The organism is Oligoflexus sp., assembly GCF_035638955.1.
In the GTDB taxonomy this organism is placed as follows: domain Bacteria; phylum Bdellovibrionota_B; class Oligoflexia; order Oligoflexales; family Oligoflexaceae; genus Oligoflexus.
Genome location: NZ_DASQYZ010000079.1, coordinates 26,116 through 41,900 on the forward strand (window position 1 = coordinate 26,116; position 15,785 = coordinate 41,900).

Below are 15,785 nucleotides of genomic sequence, written 5' to 3' on the forward strand. Positions count from 1 at the left end.
CAGGCACCTTGAAACAGGCGTTCGGATTTGCTAAACAAGGGAGGAAACTGCAACCCAGTCAGGGAAAAGAGCCCATCGTGCTGCTTCTGCAAAATGTCAGCAAGTCCTATCAGGACAAGAAGGTCCTGGAGTCCCTCAATTTTATCTTTGAGACCCACGGCGTTTATGCCATTGCTGGCCCCAACGGCATCGGGAAAAGCACTCTGTTCCGACTCATTGCGGGGGCTGAATCGCCCAGTACCGGACGTGTGGAGCTGCAGGGACTGAATCCCGAGGACCATCGGATCGCCTACCGGCAGAAGGTCAGTTGGGCTCCGGAAATGGACGGGATGTTTCCCTTTGTCACGCCGGAAGAATACTTTCGCTTGATTTTACAGATTCGAGGTCGACCGACGGCGGAATTTCCGCACGCTCTGATTCAGAGCTTTGCTTTGACTCCTTTTTTACGAACGCGGTTTGACGAACTGTCACTCGGCAATAAAAAAAAGACGCTATTGATTGCGGCGGTTATGGTGCCTTTCGAAGTTTTGCTGTTGGATGAAGCCTGCACCGGCTTTGATCGACAGTCCCAGCAAACATTCAAAGGGCTCATGCGGGATCTGGCGCCACGCGCTATCATCCTTCTCGTCAACCATGATGCCGATCAGCTGGAAAACATTCCCTTGACGCTCCTCCAGATGGTACATAAACAACGCACTCTTTTGATCAAAGGTGAGGGCTTGTGACAACTCCTGGCTGGCAGCTGTTCTCGACCTATGCGGTGCTACGACTGCGGCTCTTCCTTAAGGAAATCCTGCAGCTGCACCAACGATTTCTGATCGCCTTTCTTTATGTGTTTGGCCTCCTCCTGAGCGCCAACGATCAAGTGGCTGTGCAGCAAAGCATGGCTCATCTTCTGACCATGAGTCCATGGACCATAGCGGATCTTGTCACGCTCAGTTGCTTGCTCCTCTATGGATGGGTTGCGGCCGCTGTGGTGCGCTTCAGTGCCCGCGGAGGCCGTGTGCATTATTTTGCAGAATCCTTGCCTTTACCCTTTGCCTGGGAACGAACGATTCGCGCTCTGGTCCTCAGCCTCATTAACTTAACTCTGGTGATTGTGCTGGGCCTTGGATTCCAAACCCTGGTACGGAATCATCAGCCTTGGCATGAGGGACTGTTACTGTTCGCCGCCTATTACCTATGGATTTTAAGCCTGCAGCTGTGCCTTTTGGAACGCAGCTGGCGGCTCTTCCCACTTGGATTTTTGGGTGCTTTTGCCCTGATGTTCGGTAAAGGCACAGGAGCCGCCTACCCTCTTCTATTCGCCACCGCCGGACTGGGATTATGGGTCTTGCTCCGCCAGGAATCGCGACCGCACGACCATCCTGAATTGCCTCTAGGCACATGGCAAACGCAGTGTCGATCATCCCTCACGCGACGCTTCCCACCGCAAATCTTAATGCAGATCACCTATGTTCTGGCGAAACCGGCTCTGGTTATTTACAGCGCGCTTCTCAGCGGTCTGCTGATTTTTATCCTCGCCATGGTCCTGAAGCAGGCTGTGCCTCTCAGCCAAAAGATTTATGTTTATACATGCATCACCGGATTTATAAGTCTGATCCTTAGCAGTTTTTTTCGTACCTTTGCTATAGAGCGTGCTACATGGCAAACCTGGTTGCACAGTCTGCCTCGACCTGAGGTCTGGTGGCGGGCTCACGACACCTGGTTTGTGCTCAGTTTTTATGGGATTCTCACGGTGCCGATGAGCCTGGGATTGACGCTTGCCGGTTTCATTCCCGCCCTGGTCCCTTTATTGGTCCTGCCCATTCACATGCTGGGTTTCGGGTTTCTGCGCGTCGCGCAGCGAAGCCGTCATCTGGAAAACGGCATCGTCTTGATCCTCGGCATGAGTCTATGGTTTATTCTTATCGGTTATCTGTGTGACCACGCGCTGCAGAGGATCATGCAATGAAACCGGATATTATTCTGGATGACACGAGTGGCCGTGTTTGGTTTTGGCCCGAAGCCTTGATGGCTTATGATGTTGCCGAGCTGGATCAAGCTATCTCGTGGCGCCAGGACACCATTACGATGTTTGGCCGGACCACACCCCTGCCGCGTCTGACGGCCTGGTATGGGGATCCCACCGCGGTCTATCACTATTCCGGTATTCGGAACGAACCTTTGCCATGGATTCCACTTTTAAACCAGTTGAGACAGGACGCGGAAACATTAACCGGCGCCCCCTACAATTCCGTGCTCGCCAATCGCTACGCTGACGGTTCCCAGTCGATGAGCTGGCATGCCGATGATGAACGCACGTTGGGGCAGGAACCCAGGATCGCGTCTATCAGTCTAGGTGGGACGCGACGTTTCGTGCTGAAAAATCGCCGGGATCAGCGTCGCCTGGAGTTGCCTCTAGCGCATGGCAGTCTGGTTCTCATGGGCGGACGTTTGCAGGAAGAATGGGTTCACGCATTACCCAGGACACGCAAACCCGTCGCTCTCCGCATCAATCTCACCTTTCGCTGCATTCATCCCGACCCACGTTACCAGGGCAAGGTCTGACCTTTGAAGTTGCGGAACTGGCCCGAATCATCCGCCCGCAGATTGGCGATGACCCGGGTTAAACCGCTGATGGATTCCTCGACCGAAGTCGGCGCGTTCGATCCTCCCATATCCGTTTGCACCCAACCGGGATGCAGGGCTACGGCTATGAGCCAAGGGCAATCCACGGACAGGGAGCGCGTCACCATGTTCAAGGCGGTTTTTGAACTGCGATAGGCGTAGTAACCGCCCGAAGCATTATCCGTGATGGACGCCATCAGCGACGACATCATCACCACCACGGGTTTTTTGGTCTTTTGCAACGCCGGCAGAGCCATCTGCGTGATGGCCATGGGCGCGATGACGTTCACTTCAAACGAGGTGCGCATGGTATCGAGCGGAAACTTTTGAAACTCCATATGCTGATCCAAAAGCACGCCCGCGTTATTGATCAAAAGATCGAGTGACTCCGTTTCCCAACGCTTTTGGAGCGGCTGCAGTGTTGCCTGTTGGGTGACATCAGCATCGACGAGTTCAAGACGCGCACCAAATTTCTGGCTTAATTTTTTTAGACTATCTTTCTCTTTGGCTTTGCGTGCCACCGCCAAAACCTGCCAACCGGCCTGCAGATAATGTTCTGTATAACCAAGGCCCAAACCGCGCGCGGCTCCTGTAATACATACTGTCTGGCTCATAGGTTTCCTCCCTCGTTGAGCCCTCACCTTAACACGGACCCGGCGCTGCTTACCACTCGACTCAAAGGCGTCAGTTCATTTCCCATGGCGACACATTGGCAAACATGATAACAAAGAAAAAATGCTCGGAGGTTCAGCATGACTCTCATGACCAGTCTTCTGCTCGCCAGCTTTGCGGGCTCAGCCTGGATTGGTTGCCCTGTTCCCGTTCCTGCCGAGCCGGAATTTCCTTGGACACCCTCCCCACGTCGCGAGGACTATCCCTGGATGTCACGCGTCGAATGGTGTGAAAGATTTCAAGCCCAGCTGCAGGATCCTGCACGCGGTCAGGCGCAGCTGGTTTTTATGGGGGATTCCATCACGCAGGGCTGGACCGAGAAGGCACCTGAAATATGGACAACGGAGTTTGGGTCACGGCAACCTCTGCGCCTCGGCATCGGCGGCGATCGCACCCAAAATGTTCTGTGGCGCATCGATCAGGGTGAATTATCAGGCTTGAATCCCAGGGTTCTGGTGCTGCTGATCGGGATTAATAATCTAAGCGCCGGGGACAGCCCTGATGCCACCACACGGGGCATTCATAAGGTCATCGAACGTATTCGCATCCAGCTGCCGCAAACCTGGATTCTGGTCCTGGGTATTCTGCCGAGTGGCCGCTACTCGGACGATCCTCTGCGAGCGGATATCCTGAGGACCAATCAGAAACTGCTAGATTGGCAAGAGGCCCGCATGTCGTATCATGATGTGGGATCAATTTTTTTGCTGCCCGATGGTTCCATCAACGAAGACCTTATGCCCGACTTTCTGCATCCGTCGCCCGAGGGCTATCAGCAGCTGGCGCATGCTTTGCAGCCGATCCTCGCGCCGTTATTTGGTACTGATGTAATCAATGTAGGCCCGATAAAAGAGGATGTTACGCTCCCCGTCCCCTGACGCGGGTGGCGCTTGCCAGGCCTGAGGTGACAGCAGAGTTTGACTGGCAGGATCAAAGAGATGTTGTTCCAGTCGCGACAGCACCGGCAGACGTCGCGCACTTCGGAACAGGTTTTCGCCCATGCCGCGGAACGCATCGACTCCCATGGTATCGGCCAGGAATTGAGAAACATCGACCTGACTGACCAGCTCGTCACGTTTTAGATGGGAAAGCTGCAACGTCCCCAGAGCTTTTTGAGTGAGGCCGCCGCTGATGATGAGATTGATATGCGATTGCAAGCGCGCTGTCGTGGTTGCTTTGTCCTGATAGATATCCTGATAAGGCGGCAGCTGATTGCCATGATCGGAAACCAAAATCAGGATCATATCGTCCCACAGACCCCGCGTCTGCATCTCTTGCACAAAGAGGCCCACGGCATGATCTGCATAGGCCGTCGTGCGATAACTCTCATGCGTGACATCCAACGGCAGAGCCCAGGGTACTATGTCACCCGGTAGCTGCCAGGGAATATGATTGGTCACCGTTAAAAGCATGCCGACCATTGCATCAGCCTGCGATTCCTGGCGGAGTTTTTGGATTTCATCAGCGCTATAACGTAGAAAGCTGACATCACCCACGCCCCAGCCAGTCAGCGGTGCATTTGGTCCGAACTGGTCCTGCGTGAACAGCTGCTGGATCCCATGTTTCCGCCAAAAGCTGAGCTGATTGTCAAACAAACCGTTGCCACCGTGATACCAGAACGTTTCCAGGCGCGTGCCGTCGGCTAAAGGCTTTTGCAAAACATCCGAGAGGCAGCGGATAGGCGCCACAGCATCGTATCGCATCAGCGAGGTATCGCGGCTGCTGATATGCCCACAAAAAACCGCCTCCTGCCCGCCACGTGTTACCGAGCCGGTGGAATACGCATTGGTAAAAACGATGGACGACTGAGCGAGTTGGTCCAGATGAGGCGTTAGACTCCGTGTTCCTGGAGCAAAGTATCCGGTCTCGGCAGGACGTAAGGATTCCAGCAGCAGCACCGCCAGGATTGGTTTCCGCTTGGCTTGCGTGGCGTCCTGCCAGGCGCCTTTGATCCTCTCGCCGACTGGATGCACCGTCCCGATCGGATCATTTTGAATGGATTCCATCAAACTGGGAAAATCCGGAATGGACGACGGAAGATTGAGAAGCGACAGCAGACGTTGACGTTCCTCAGGCTGCACGGGTTCGATGGCTTTGGCCTGACGTAGCTGGGTATAGAGTTTTTCCAGCACATTCATCTGCAGATTTTCCGGAATGAACCACTGCACCCGCCAATGGATATTGCGATTGTGAAGCAGGACCAGGAGGAGCACGGCGCCCAGGAACATTCCAGACGCATGTCGAGGCCGTCGCTCGCCCAACTGCCTTTGCCCGAGCAGCAGCGCCAGCAAGAGTCCCCCATACACAACTAAAGGCCAACTGAAAAGCGACTGGCCGTTGGCCATGATAAAGGCGGAATCATGCAGGTAGCGCAGGTGAAAGGCCATCATGGTGAAACCAAAAAATTCCACATACGACTGATGCGAAGCCAGCAGCACAGCAACGATGATAAACAGGAGCCAGCGAAGTTTTTGGACGAAGCCGCCAGGAAGCACTTGCCAGAGCAGCCGATGGCAACCGGCGGTCAGAAGCGACAGAAGGCCCGCGATCCATAGATCACTGAGCACGCCGACGAAAAATCCTGAGCCTTGCCGGATCCCGGACAAGACTTCTGCATTGAGCATGTTGAAAGTGAACGCGCGATGCAGCACGAAAAGAGCCGTAAAAAGCAGCAGATCTGCAAAGAATAAATGAAAGTAGGTTGGTTTTTTCATGCCTGAACTGACAATGGGGTGAATGGTGAGAACCGGCCGTATGAAGGTCCTGACAATCTTTTCAACTTCTTTATATTTACTGGATGTTGGTTGATTTCACAAGCGTCAATATGGGACTTTGGCTGGCACGCCTGCCTTGACTTTTCGAATCGACGCATATTACTTTCGAGTCTCTTCATCACATGTTTCCATAACTTTTATGAGGAGGTTTATCCATGATGGATAAGCAATTAGTGGCAGGAGCCTTGTTTTTCAGCAGTCTGCAGGCTTTCGGAACGGACTTTTCCGATGCTGATGCAAAATTCGCGCAACGTGATGTGAATCTGCAATCCACACTCGATGCGCGCGCAGCCTACAGAAGCCTTCTGGAGACTGCGTCCAAGGATGCCGACAAACTGCGAGCCGCGGAAGGGTACCTGAGAACGTACATGTTTGAGGGCACGCATTATCACAGTCTGGATGATGCCGCCGGCCGTGAAGCCCGTAAGGCCGTGTTTTCAAGCTGCTGGTCGGAAGCTGCGGAAACGATCAGTCCCGTCGCGCTTGGCTTTGAAACACCAGTTTACTATTACTTCCGTTCGGCGTGCCTTGCCTATGATGCGCAGGTCTCCGATCTGGAAGGTCAACTGGCTCTGGTTCCCAAACTTTTGGATGCCGTTCAAAAGGGTCTGCAAACAGAAGGCGGCACCAGCTATGAAGCAGGAGGAATCTATCGCGTGGCCGCAGCTGTGAAATACAATCCAGCCGCTCAGGAGATTCCCGGTGGGCTTTTCAATCCCCAGGAAGCTCTGGTCCTTATCAATCAGGCCATCGCCGCCCCACCCTATGCGGAAGGCAGCATTTCAGGTCAGCTCTACTGTGAAAATTTTAGTCACAAGGTGCGGAATCTCTTGGTGCTCGGACAGCCAGCAGAGGCTCTGACTTTGGCCACCCAATCGCTGAGTGACTTCGAACAGCATTTGGCAACTGGAGCCATTCCCGAATACGTGCGGGCCGAAACCATGGACTGCCTGTCTCTGCTCACGCAGTTAAAAGGCAGTCTGGAAACATCCACGCCCTGAATCAGCTGGCTGCGCCTATCGCTTTATGGGCTTTGATGAAGTTTAAAGCGTCGGGCAGTGGCATGGCAGGGCTGAAGAGAAAGCCCTGTCCATAACGGCAATTCATCGTTTGCAGGGACGCGCATTCCTCGACCGTCTCCACCCCTTCCGCAATAATTTGAATCCCAAGCTGGTTGGCCATGTCCACGATAGCGGCGGTGATGGTATAGGTCCGCGGATCTTCGATCAGGAGCTGGACAAAAGCTTTATCCACTTTCAAGGTATCAACCTGAAATTTCGCCAGGTAGCTCAGACTGGAATAACCGGTTCCAAAGTCATCGAGGGCAATGGGAAAACCGAGGCTGCGGCAACGTTCGATCGCATAAATCGCGGCCGGACCTTCCATAAAGATGCGTTCGGTCACTTCCAGTTTGATCTGATCATGCCGCAGGCCATTTTTTTGGACCACTTCGGTCAAATGATCAAAAAACTGGGGATCGTGAAACTGCCGACTGGATATATTGATACTCATAAAGATAGGATCGTTCAGACCGTTGGCTTTCATTTCACTGATAATACGGGTATGCGCAGCACAGGCGTTTTCGAGCACCCAACGACCAATGGGTACGATAAGCGAAGTTTCCTCGGCGATACCCATGAAGATATCCGGCTGAACGAGGCCCCGGTTGCTACTGCGCCAGCGAATAAGGGCTTCAAACCCCGCGATCTGCATCTTTTGCAGGTCCATGACGGGCTGAAAATGCAGCGCGAACTCATTGGCCGCCAGGGCTGGTTTCAGTTCGGCTTCAATGCGGATCTTGTCGATCACTTCCTGCGCCAGCCCGGAACTGCCGGTAGTCGTTTCCTCTTCTTCCTCGTGGCGGGATTTTTTGGTGCTCTCATTGGTATGACGCATCCGTTTCAGCAGCATGGCCACGAGCAGACGCACAATGGGATCGGCGTTTTTAATACGCTCGGAAATCGCCTCACTCGACACGGACATCAGTTCGCAAGGCTCCAGGGCGACTGCCGACGCCGACCGTGGCGAGCCATCGATGACAGCCATTTCGCCAAAGATCTCGCCCACTCCCAGAATGCTGAGCGTGACCCGTTCCACGCCCGAGCCAACGAAAATTTCCACCCGACCGCTTTCAACGATATAGGCGCAATCCCCGTGGCTTCCCTCAGCACAGATGATATCGCCTTGTTGAAACCGCTGTTTCTGCCTAACCACCATAGCAATGCCTCGTCCGGTGAGCCGCACTTTGGGAACTTGGAAAAGCTGCGTTAAGTTTCATAGAAATGATGCCAGCCTTCGCCTCTCATTTCAAGCGAAGGTGGAAATTCAGGACAAGGGCTGTATATTAGCCCTGATGTTGGACCCTGGATAGAGGACGCCCCATGAAAGTTCAGACACGTTGTTCCCGCTTCGGCCGCCACCTGATCGTGCCCGCCCTGCTTGCACCCATTCTGCTTGGCGCCAAGCCGGTCACCAAAACCAAGGCCCAGCCGCCATCCGTGCCGGCGCCTGTTTTTGTAATGGCCTACAACGTCGAAAATCTCTTTGATACGGAACACGATGAAGGCAAGGACGATTGGACCTATCTGCCCGCCGCTCAGAAAAAAACCACCGCATACCGGCAGCGCTGCGCTGAAACCAGCAGCAGCAAGCAGCGGACGACCGAGTGTGAGGAGTTCGATTGGACGGAGACCCAGTTGAAAACCAAGCTGGAACGCATCAGCAAAATCCTGATCAGTGCCAATCAAGGTCAATGCGCGGATGTTCTGGTGCTGGTGGAAATTGAAAACATCAAGGTCCTGGAGCGCCTCCGCACGGAGTTTTTGGGTCCCTGCAACTATAAACCCGGTATCCTGCTCGAAGGTGGCGATAGGCGCGGGATTGATACCGCGATCCTGTCCCGTTTTGAGCGGACGGGCGAGCCGGTCCTGCACCCCGTGGATCTTGTGTCAAGCCGCACGAAAGGCGAGATCCGTCGGACGCGCGATATTCTCGAAGCCAGCTTGAAGTTGCCCAATGGCGATATTCTCACCGCGTTTGGCATCCACTTCCCGGCTCCCTATCACCCCTTTTCCGAGCGGCTGGAAGCCATGGAGACGCTCAATAAAGCCGCGCGCAAAGCGGCTGAGAAGTCTCATATTGTGCTGGCAGCAGGCGATTTCAACACCAATGCCAAGGAGGATTCCCGCCTCTATCGGAGTATTGCAGCCAAGGACTGGCAGGTGTCGCACCTGGAAGGTTGTCACCAGTGCCTCGGCACGCACTTCTTTAAGAAGGAGGAGTCCTGGTCGTTTTTGGATTCGATTATGGTCTGGAGAGGTGGTCAAGAGCAGCCGCAGCACCAGTGGACTTTGGATCGTGATTCCGTGGCTGTCGTGAAAGGCTTTGATTTCCAAACGACCCCCGATGGCCTTCCCATAGGCTGGGAAAGCGCCGCCGTACCGGGGCAATCGGATCATCTGCCTATCACCTTGCAATTGAAAGCGGTGCCAAGACCAAAGAAATAAGCTTCAATGGGCTTTCAGGATGCCTTTGTCATCAGACTTGAGCATGGCGGTGAAGCTCGACGACCAGTAACGGTCGAAAACCTGCCCCATATTCTGAGCGAATCGAGCGCTGTCAAAGATCAGGCTGATATTGCGGGAGTTATAAAAGTAATCACCTTCGAGGTTGCTCGTCCCGAGCCAGGCCTTCTGATTGTCCACGACCATATACTTGGCATGAACCAGACGCGCATAGGGGATGACGCCAGAACTATGGGTGGGGATTTTAACAAAACCCACCTGAACACCCCCTTCAATCAGATTCTTAAACAGCACCGGCTTATTTTTCTGATCCACCATCACCTGCACTTTCACACCCCGCTTCGCGGCTTCGATCAGGAGTGATTCCAGCTCCGTCCAGGTGCGTTTATCAAAAAACGAGGGTTTATAGAGCATGGCCGCGATACGGACGTGCGTCTTCGCCTCGCGGACCATCTGCAGAATCGGCGGCAGATCCCAGAGCACCGGGTTATTGGAATCCGGGTTAGGGCTGACCTTGAGTGATACTGTATTCACCGTGCCGTCGGCATCTTTCCACATGGCAGGCTGAAAGAGCTTTGGATCGAGTTCCTGCGCGGCTTCCTTATTGAAAGCCTTGGTCCAATCATCCTGGAAAACAGCCATCAGGCTGCCAACCAAGGGCGGCGAACGCAGACGAAAGCCCAGCTCTTTAATATGGTCCAGAGCCCGCCAATCAAAGTTCTGACTGCCTAAAAAAGCATCGCGACTGTCCACCACAAAATACTTGGCATGCTGAATGCCGCCGGATTTGGTCCAGCGGTTGGTAATACGGACCTCGGTGTTGGGCCATTTTTTGATCGCCTCGACCGCTTTGCCCGTATCATCGGGATAGCGTTTGACAAAGGCTTCATCCACCAGGAATTGAATTTTGATGCCGCGAGCTGCCGCCGCTTCCATGGCTTTGAGCACCCGGTCCAGACTGGAATGAGGAACCGTTTGCACATAGAACTGGCTCACGTGAATGCTTTCACGGGCCTTGCTGATCATATCCATCCAGACCGCTTCAGCCTTGGGCATGTCGGGGTTACCAAGATCGGTTTCTACGGGAACGGATTCCACGAGTTGGAGCTGGGCCACTGGATCGGAAGCGTCGGGGAGCGTTGAGCACCCGAGGATAGCCCAGGCGGCGATAAAGAGGAGAAATGGATTGAGCTTCATGGCACCACCTGTCATGACACGGATTTCAGAGTTTCCTTGTTTTTATCCAGCGGCAATCGAATGATCCAACGCAAAGCCGCATGACCTTCGTTGAGGTTGTCGTCGCCCATAATTTCGCATTGAATGGATCCACCCTGATGTTGAATCATGCTGCGCACTGCGCTCATGCCCACACCACGCCCTGAGACAGCCGTGACGCGTTCGGCCGTGCTGAAGCCATCCGCAAAAATCGCCTTCTGCAGTGCCTCTCGTGATGGCCTGGCGCCCGCTTCCAGCATGCCCTGCTTCACCATAACGTCACGAGTCCGGCCGATATCCAACCCATGCCCATCATCCTGATAGATGATTTCCAATTCATGATCGTGATGATGCATGGTGACATCGATCTGCCCTTGAGAGCTCTTATGCAGTCGATCTCTTTCAAAAGGCGGCTCGGTACCATGATCCATGCTGTTTCTGAAGAGATGCATGAAAACGTCACTGAGCAAGGTCAGTCGATCGGCGGCCAGATAAACGTTATCGCCCTGAACTCGAAGCAAAGGAGTTGGTTTCAAACAGTCCCGTGCAATCGATGGAAGGGCTGATTGAGCCATGCTTTCCAAAGCCATGCGTAGATCCTGTTGTCCGAAGACACCTTTCAGACGACGGCTGAGTTCGCGTGCCGATGGGCTCTCGCGACCCTGCAGGTCTTTCAGGAAGTCGTCCACCAAGTCACCAAAGGTGATTTTGATTTCCGCCTGGGCGATTTTCAAAACCTTATACCGGACGTCCTGATACTGCTGATAAATTTCCTGAAGGCAGATCAGTTGATTGGTAATCTTTTGATTGTCTTTCAAAGTCGCCGTACCGAGCAGCTCGTCTTTGAGCAAACCTTCAATCTCGTGAGTTTTATCGGATAGGGCGGTGAAACCAAAGGTCCTGGAATTGCCCTTGATGGTATGCAGGCTGCGCATGGCATCCCGCACCGATTCCTGCGAATTGAGCAGGATCAGCTCGCGGATATTGCTGATGCGACCCGGCAGAGCGTCAAAGAACAGATTATAGGTACTGGCTTCGCAGCTCATCAATTCCTGCAGACAGCGGACTGTTTCCTGGTTGCTGCGGGCCAGAGCGCGTACAGCTTGAATTTCGGTGATGTCACGAACGCAGAGCACCATTTTTTCAACCGTTCCGGCATCGGATATCACCGGGGACCATGAAAGATCCAGGATCCTGGTCTTGCCATTCACTTTGATCACATGATCGCGAGGCAACAGGAAACGATTGAAATCGAAGTTCAGATCCGAGCTGCCCAGGATGGCGTCCAAAGCGGACAGACACTGTGCGGCGGCATCGGTTTTCTGGTCGACAAAGAGCAAATCACCCAACGATCGGCCTTCCACGCTGGGAATGGCGAAGATTTCGAGAAGATAAGGCGAAGGCTGAGGGTCAAGTTTCTGGGTCCGGGAAAAGGTCACAATACCTTCCTGGAGGCTGCTGAAAACCGCAGTCAGCTCTTTGGTCTTCTGTTCCAACTGGGCCGTACGATCCTGAACCTTCTGTTCCAGACTGAAGTTCTGCTGCTCGATGATGCCGATCTTTTCCCGCACGGAGTCACGCATGTGGGCAAAATCACGGGCCAGGGCCCCCAGCTCGTCATCACGGGAAAGGTCGATGGGTGACAGAAGGTTACCGTTGATGACCTCGTCTGTTTCCTTGCGCAGTTTGAAGATGGGACGCTTGATCAGCCGATCCGCGGCCAGTGAAATCGAGCCTGTCAGGATAATACTCAAAAGGATACTGGCGAGCACGATGTTCATCGTGTTGCCTAGAATCCTTTGATGGGCGACGTGCGTGCTGACCAGGACATCCAGCTGACCGATTTCGTCGTTCCCCTTACTGATCTTGCGGGTGACGCGGAAGAAATCATCGTCGGAGAATCGATCCAGGCTGACGCTCTCATAGCCTTGTCCCTGGATTTTCAGCTGAATATGACCACTTTTATCCCGAATGCTGACCACTGCGAATGTTTCATCCAAAAGCAGCGAGCGGGCAATGTCATTGACCCCATCGCTGTCGAAATCCCAAAGCCTATCCACCAGCGAAAGCTGGGCAAGGCTGGCCGTCTGGTCTGCGTCCATGCGCAGATCCTGGATGGTTCTTTGATAGAGATAGTAGGACGAGGCCAGAACCATCATCGATGTCATCACCAGGACAATCCCAAGGATCGTCGCATTCAATCTGAATGTCAGGCTGGTCCGAATCATTTCGTTCTGGTTCCTTTGATGGTCCATGGGTCGCAGTTCGGCCCAAATCACGTGTAACTTAAGCACGATTACTGAAAATGTTTCAGCGCTTTTGGCCCAAAATGGGATTATTAGCTGCGTTTTTCAAGGCTTTTATGCTTCTGCCAATTTTCGAGCGTGACATGAAAAGACCAGACAACCTTGGAAAAGCAGGATAGAATTTCATCATTGGCGCATAGGGAGGTCGAATGAAAGCTCTTGTGGTCTTGAGTCTTCTGGGAGCATTGTGCGCTCCCAATTGGGTAGCCGCACAGGAAAACAACACGGAAGCTCCAAAAGAAGGAGCCGAAGCCAAGGAAAAAAAGCCGGAGAAGATCGAAGTCACGGGATCGAGGATTCGCCGTATCGATGTCGAAGGCCCCTCCCCTATCACAACGATCGAAGCCGAAGACATCACCCAGTCCGGAGTGGAATCCGTGGGCGATTTATTGCGGGATCAGACATTTAACGCCTTTGGTTCACGCCGTGAAAAATCAGGCGGGAACTTTTTTGCCGAAGCCAACGTCGACCTTCGCGGCGTGGGCGTGGCCCGTACGCTGGTCCTTCTGAACGGCAAGCGTATTGCCAAGCGCGCCGGTGCCGGTGCTGTTGACTTGAACCTGATTCCCATGGCCGCCGTGGAAAAGATTGAAATTCTTCGCGATGGCGCATCCGCTATTTATGGTACGGATGCTTTGGGTGGCGTGATCAATGTCATCACCAAAAAAGATTTTAACGGCTCAACCGCCAACGTTCGCTTGAACCTGCCTGAAGATCCAGGTGGCGAGTCGCGAACCTATACTTTCTATCAAGGCACGAATTCGGAAAAGACCAGCACCACCACAATGGTGACGTATAACCAGAGGGAGGCCCTCTCCTGGACGCAGAGACCCAACCTGATTGGCCGCGAAAGCACCCGAACCTTCGGCGGCGTCGGCAATTACCGGAATGGCAGCGGCGCCTGGATTCCATTCCCGGATTGCCCGGCTGATAAACTCCTCGATACCGGCAGCGGTCCTTCCTGCGTTTCGTATTACGCAGATGAGTCGGTCGTCGTACCTGCGGTGGAGACGTTCAGCATTTTGAATAGCTTTCGCCATCAAATCAATGACAATCTTGAGCTCTTTGGTGGGCTTTGGGGCATGCGCAAGAGCTCTGTTTACAACTGGGGACCTTATACACCAAGTCGTAACTTTACCGTCACCAACGCGACAGCCAAGAAGATGGTCAAGGACACATCTACCCCACGATCTTCGACGATCAAACAGGTGATGTGACCTTGCAGTTTCAGTTGACTGACCTTGGCAACGAAGTTCGTGAAGTCGAATCGAATGTCTTTGGCGGCGGGATCGGCCTCAAGGGTCCTCTCCCTCTGAATCAAGACTTCGAATGGGAAGTCTACGTGACAGAAGACCGCGCCTTTCAATCGGATGTCGAGTCCAACGGCTCCGTTCATAAACGCACCGCGGTCGAGCTGATGGAAACGGGCAAATTCAATCCCTTTGGGACCACGCCTGAGACCAGAGGTTCCCTGGCAGACGCAGAAATCGCGCCATGGATGAACACCATCAACTATTCGCGCGAAGCCACCGCTCAACTGTCAGGCCCTGTATTTGAACTGCCCGCAGGCCCCGTCCAGGCCGCAGCTGGGGTGGTGTTCCTGAGTGAATCATTCGACGCCAAAAACGATCCGATCGTCAACCGCCTGGAAACCGACGGCCAGAGCTTCAACGGTGGCAACTTCACAGGTTATTCGGGTGGCGGCGCGCGCAAGGTCTATTCAGCGTTTCTGGAAACCAGCGTGCCCGTTTTGAAAGACCTGGAAGCACAGATTGCAGCCCGTTACGATCGCTACAGCGACTTTGGTTCCGCCGTGAACCCCAAGTTTGCTTTGAGCTATCGTCCCTTGTCGGACCTGTTGCTACGTGCTTCAGTCGGTACTGGTTTCCGCGCTCCTACTCTTGATGAACTTTATCGTGACAAGTATCAGCAGTACACTTCGTACCGCGATCGCAAACTCTGTCCGGCTGATGATACAACCAACTCCAACTGCGGAAGTAAAAATACTTACATCACGGCTGGTGGTAACCCGGATCTGGAAGAGGAAGGGTCTGAATCCTTCTCGCTGGGTCTTGGCTATGAACCGATTCAGGACCTGAGTTTAACTGTTGATTACTGGTCCCTGATCGTGCGTAATACCATCGGCTTTCAGAACCTGACCTCGCTGACTGAAGCGGAAGGCCAGGGCTACGACATCCGTAAATGGGCGAGCATTACCCGCGATGCCACGACGGATCAGATCGTCAGCGTGGTTGCGCTCAACCAAAACCTCGGCCGCAAGGAAGCACGTGGTCTCGATTACACAGCTGCTTATGCCATGAAAACAGGTGTGGGTCGTTTCAGTGTGAAGTCGGATCATTCGGTGATGCTAACCAACAAATCCAAGGACTGGCCAGGTGCTGTCCTTGCCGAGCAGGTCGGGAACTTCAGCAAACCGAAGTGGAGAAACAAGACTTTCTTCCGCTGGGATCAGGATCCTTATTCGGCAGCCGCCTCCGTCAACGTCATCGGACCTCAGCAGAACAATGGTGCGGACGTTGAAGATTATGCTGAGTGGGGCCTCAACATGAACTACAAGGCCTTCTGGAACGCGGAGATCGGTCTGGGCTTCCAAAACGTCTTTGATCGTCCTGTGCCGGATAACGATGACCGTCTTTACAGTTACCTGGGCCGCCGAATGATTGTGA

13 protein-coding genes are annotated in these 15,785 nt (G+C 53.7%); 8 read left to right on the forward strand and 5 right to left on the reverse strand.

Going from position 1 to position 15,785, the window contains the following annotated elements; all coding sequences use genetic code 11:
- Positions 1–77 precede the first annotated feature (77 nt).
- Genes VE954_RS07620 through VE954_RS07630 form a run of 3 tightly spaced genes read left to right on the forward strand, consistent with a single transcriptional unit; the run spans position 78 to position 2,550 of the window.
- Positions 78–725, forward strand: a complete 648-nt coding sequence (locus VE954_RS07620) for an ABC transporter ATP-binding protein (RefSeq protein WP_324951304.1) — start codon at positions 78–80, stop codon at positions 723–725.
- Positions 722–1,954 carry a hypothetical protein gene (locus VE954_RS07625; RefSeq protein WP_324951306.1) on the forward strand — a complete coding sequence of 411 codons (1,233 nt, stop codon included), beginning with the start codon at positions 722–724 and terminating at the stop codon, positions 1,952–1,954. The genes VE954_RS07620 and VE954_RS07625 overlap by 4 nt, the downstream gene beginning before the upstream one ends.
- Complete coding sequence (locus VE954_RS07630; protein ID WP_324951308.1) at positions 1,951–2,550, forward strand: alpha-ketoglutarate-dependent dioxygenase AlkB family protein; 600 nt, start codon at positions 1,951–1,953, stop codon at positions 2,548–2,550. The genes VE954_RS07625 and VE954_RS07630 overlap by 4 nt, the downstream gene beginning before the upstream one ends.
- On the opposite strand, the gene VE954_RS07635 is transcribed toward VE954_RS07630, so the two are convergent.
- A complete protein-coding gene (locus VE954_RS07635) occupies positions 2,532–3,224 on the reverse strand; it encodes an SDR family oxidoreductase (RefSeq protein ID WP_324951310.1) in 693 nt (230 codons plus the stop codon). The two genes, VE954_RS07630 and VE954_RS07635, sit on opposite strands and share 19 nt — an antisense overlap.
- 138 nt (positions 3,225–3,362) lie before the next feature.
- Here VE954_RS07635 and VE954_RS07640 point away from each other — a divergent pair, with 138 nt between their 5' ends.
- Positions 3,363–4,157: a GDSL-type esterase/lipase family protein gene (locus tag VE954_RS07640; protein ID WP_324951312.1), complete on the forward strand. Its 795-nt coding sequence runs from the start codon at positions 3,363–3,365 to the stop codon at positions 4,155–4,157.
- Here the strand turns inward: VE954_RS07640 and VE954_RS07645 are convergent.
- Complete coding sequence (locus tag VE954_RS07645) at positions 4,092–5,993, reverse strand: LTA synthase family protein (protein WP_324951314.1); 1,902 nt, start codon at positions 5,991–5,993, stop codon at positions 4,092–4,094. The genes VE954_RS07640 and VE954_RS07645 overlap by 66 nt on opposite strands.
- 215 nt (positions 5,994–6,208) lie before the next feature.
- Here VE954_RS07645 and VE954_RS07650 point away from each other — a divergent pair, with 215 nt between their 5' ends.
- Entirely contained in the window at positions 6,209–7,054 is an 846-nt protein-coding gene (locus VE954_RS07650; protein WP_324951316.1) for a hypothetical protein, read from the forward strand.
- 1 nt (position 7,055) lies between these two features.
- Here VE954_RS07650 and VE954_RS07655 read toward each other — a convergent pair whose 3' ends face one another.
- The gene (locus VE954_RS07655; RefSeq protein ID WP_324951318.1) at positions 7,056–8,270 is read right to left on the reverse strand and encodes an EAL domain-containing protein; all 1,215 of its coding nucleotides are present in this window, start codon (positions 8,268–8,270) and stop codon (positions 7,056–7,058) included.
- A gap of 164 nt (positions 8,271–8,434) precedes the next feature.
- On the opposite strand from VE954_RS07655, the gene VE954_RS07660 reads away from it, so the two are divergent.
- Positions 8,435–9,559 (forward strand): endonuclease/exonuclease/phosphatase family protein, encoded by a 1,125-nt coding sequence (locus VE954_RS07660; protein WP_324951320.1) that lies wholly within the window; start codon positions 8,435–8,437, stop codon positions 9,557–9,559.
- Positions 9,560–9,562: 3 nt separating this feature from the next.
- Here the strand turns inward: VE954_RS07660 and VE954_RS07665 are convergent, their stop codons facing one another.
- The gene (locus VE954_RS07665; protein ID WP_324951322.1) at positions 9,563–10,774 is read right to left on the reverse strand and encodes a phospholipase D-like domain-containing protein; all 1,212 of its coding nucleotides are present in this window, start codon (positions 10,772–10,774) and stop codon (positions 9,563–9,565) included.
- 11 nt (positions 10,775–10,785) lie between these two features.
- Positions 10,786–13,020: an Hpt domain-containing protein gene (locus VE954_RS07670; RefSeq protein WP_324951324.1), complete on the reverse strand. Its 2,235-nt coding sequence runs from the start codon at positions 13,018–13,020 to the stop codon at positions 10,786–10,788.
- Between the two features lie 227 nt (positions 13,021–13,247).
- Between VE954_RS07670 and VE954_RS07675 the strand changes: the two genes are divergently transcribed.
- Together VE954_RS07675 and VE954_RS07680 are read left to right on the forward strand one after the other, a co-directional pair.
- On the forward strand, positions 13,248–14,315 hold the full coding sequence (locus VE954_RS07675; RefSeq protein ID WP_324951326.1) for a TonB-dependent receptor plug domain-containing protein: 1,068 nt from the start codon (positions 13,248–13,250) through the stop codon (positions 14,313–14,315).
- Positions 14,316–14,317: 2 nt separating this feature from the next.
- Positions 14,318–15,785: TonB-dependent receptor domain-containing protein (locus VE954_RS07680; protein ID WP_324951328.1), on the forward strand; the 1,468-nt coding region annotated here is incomplete at its 3' end.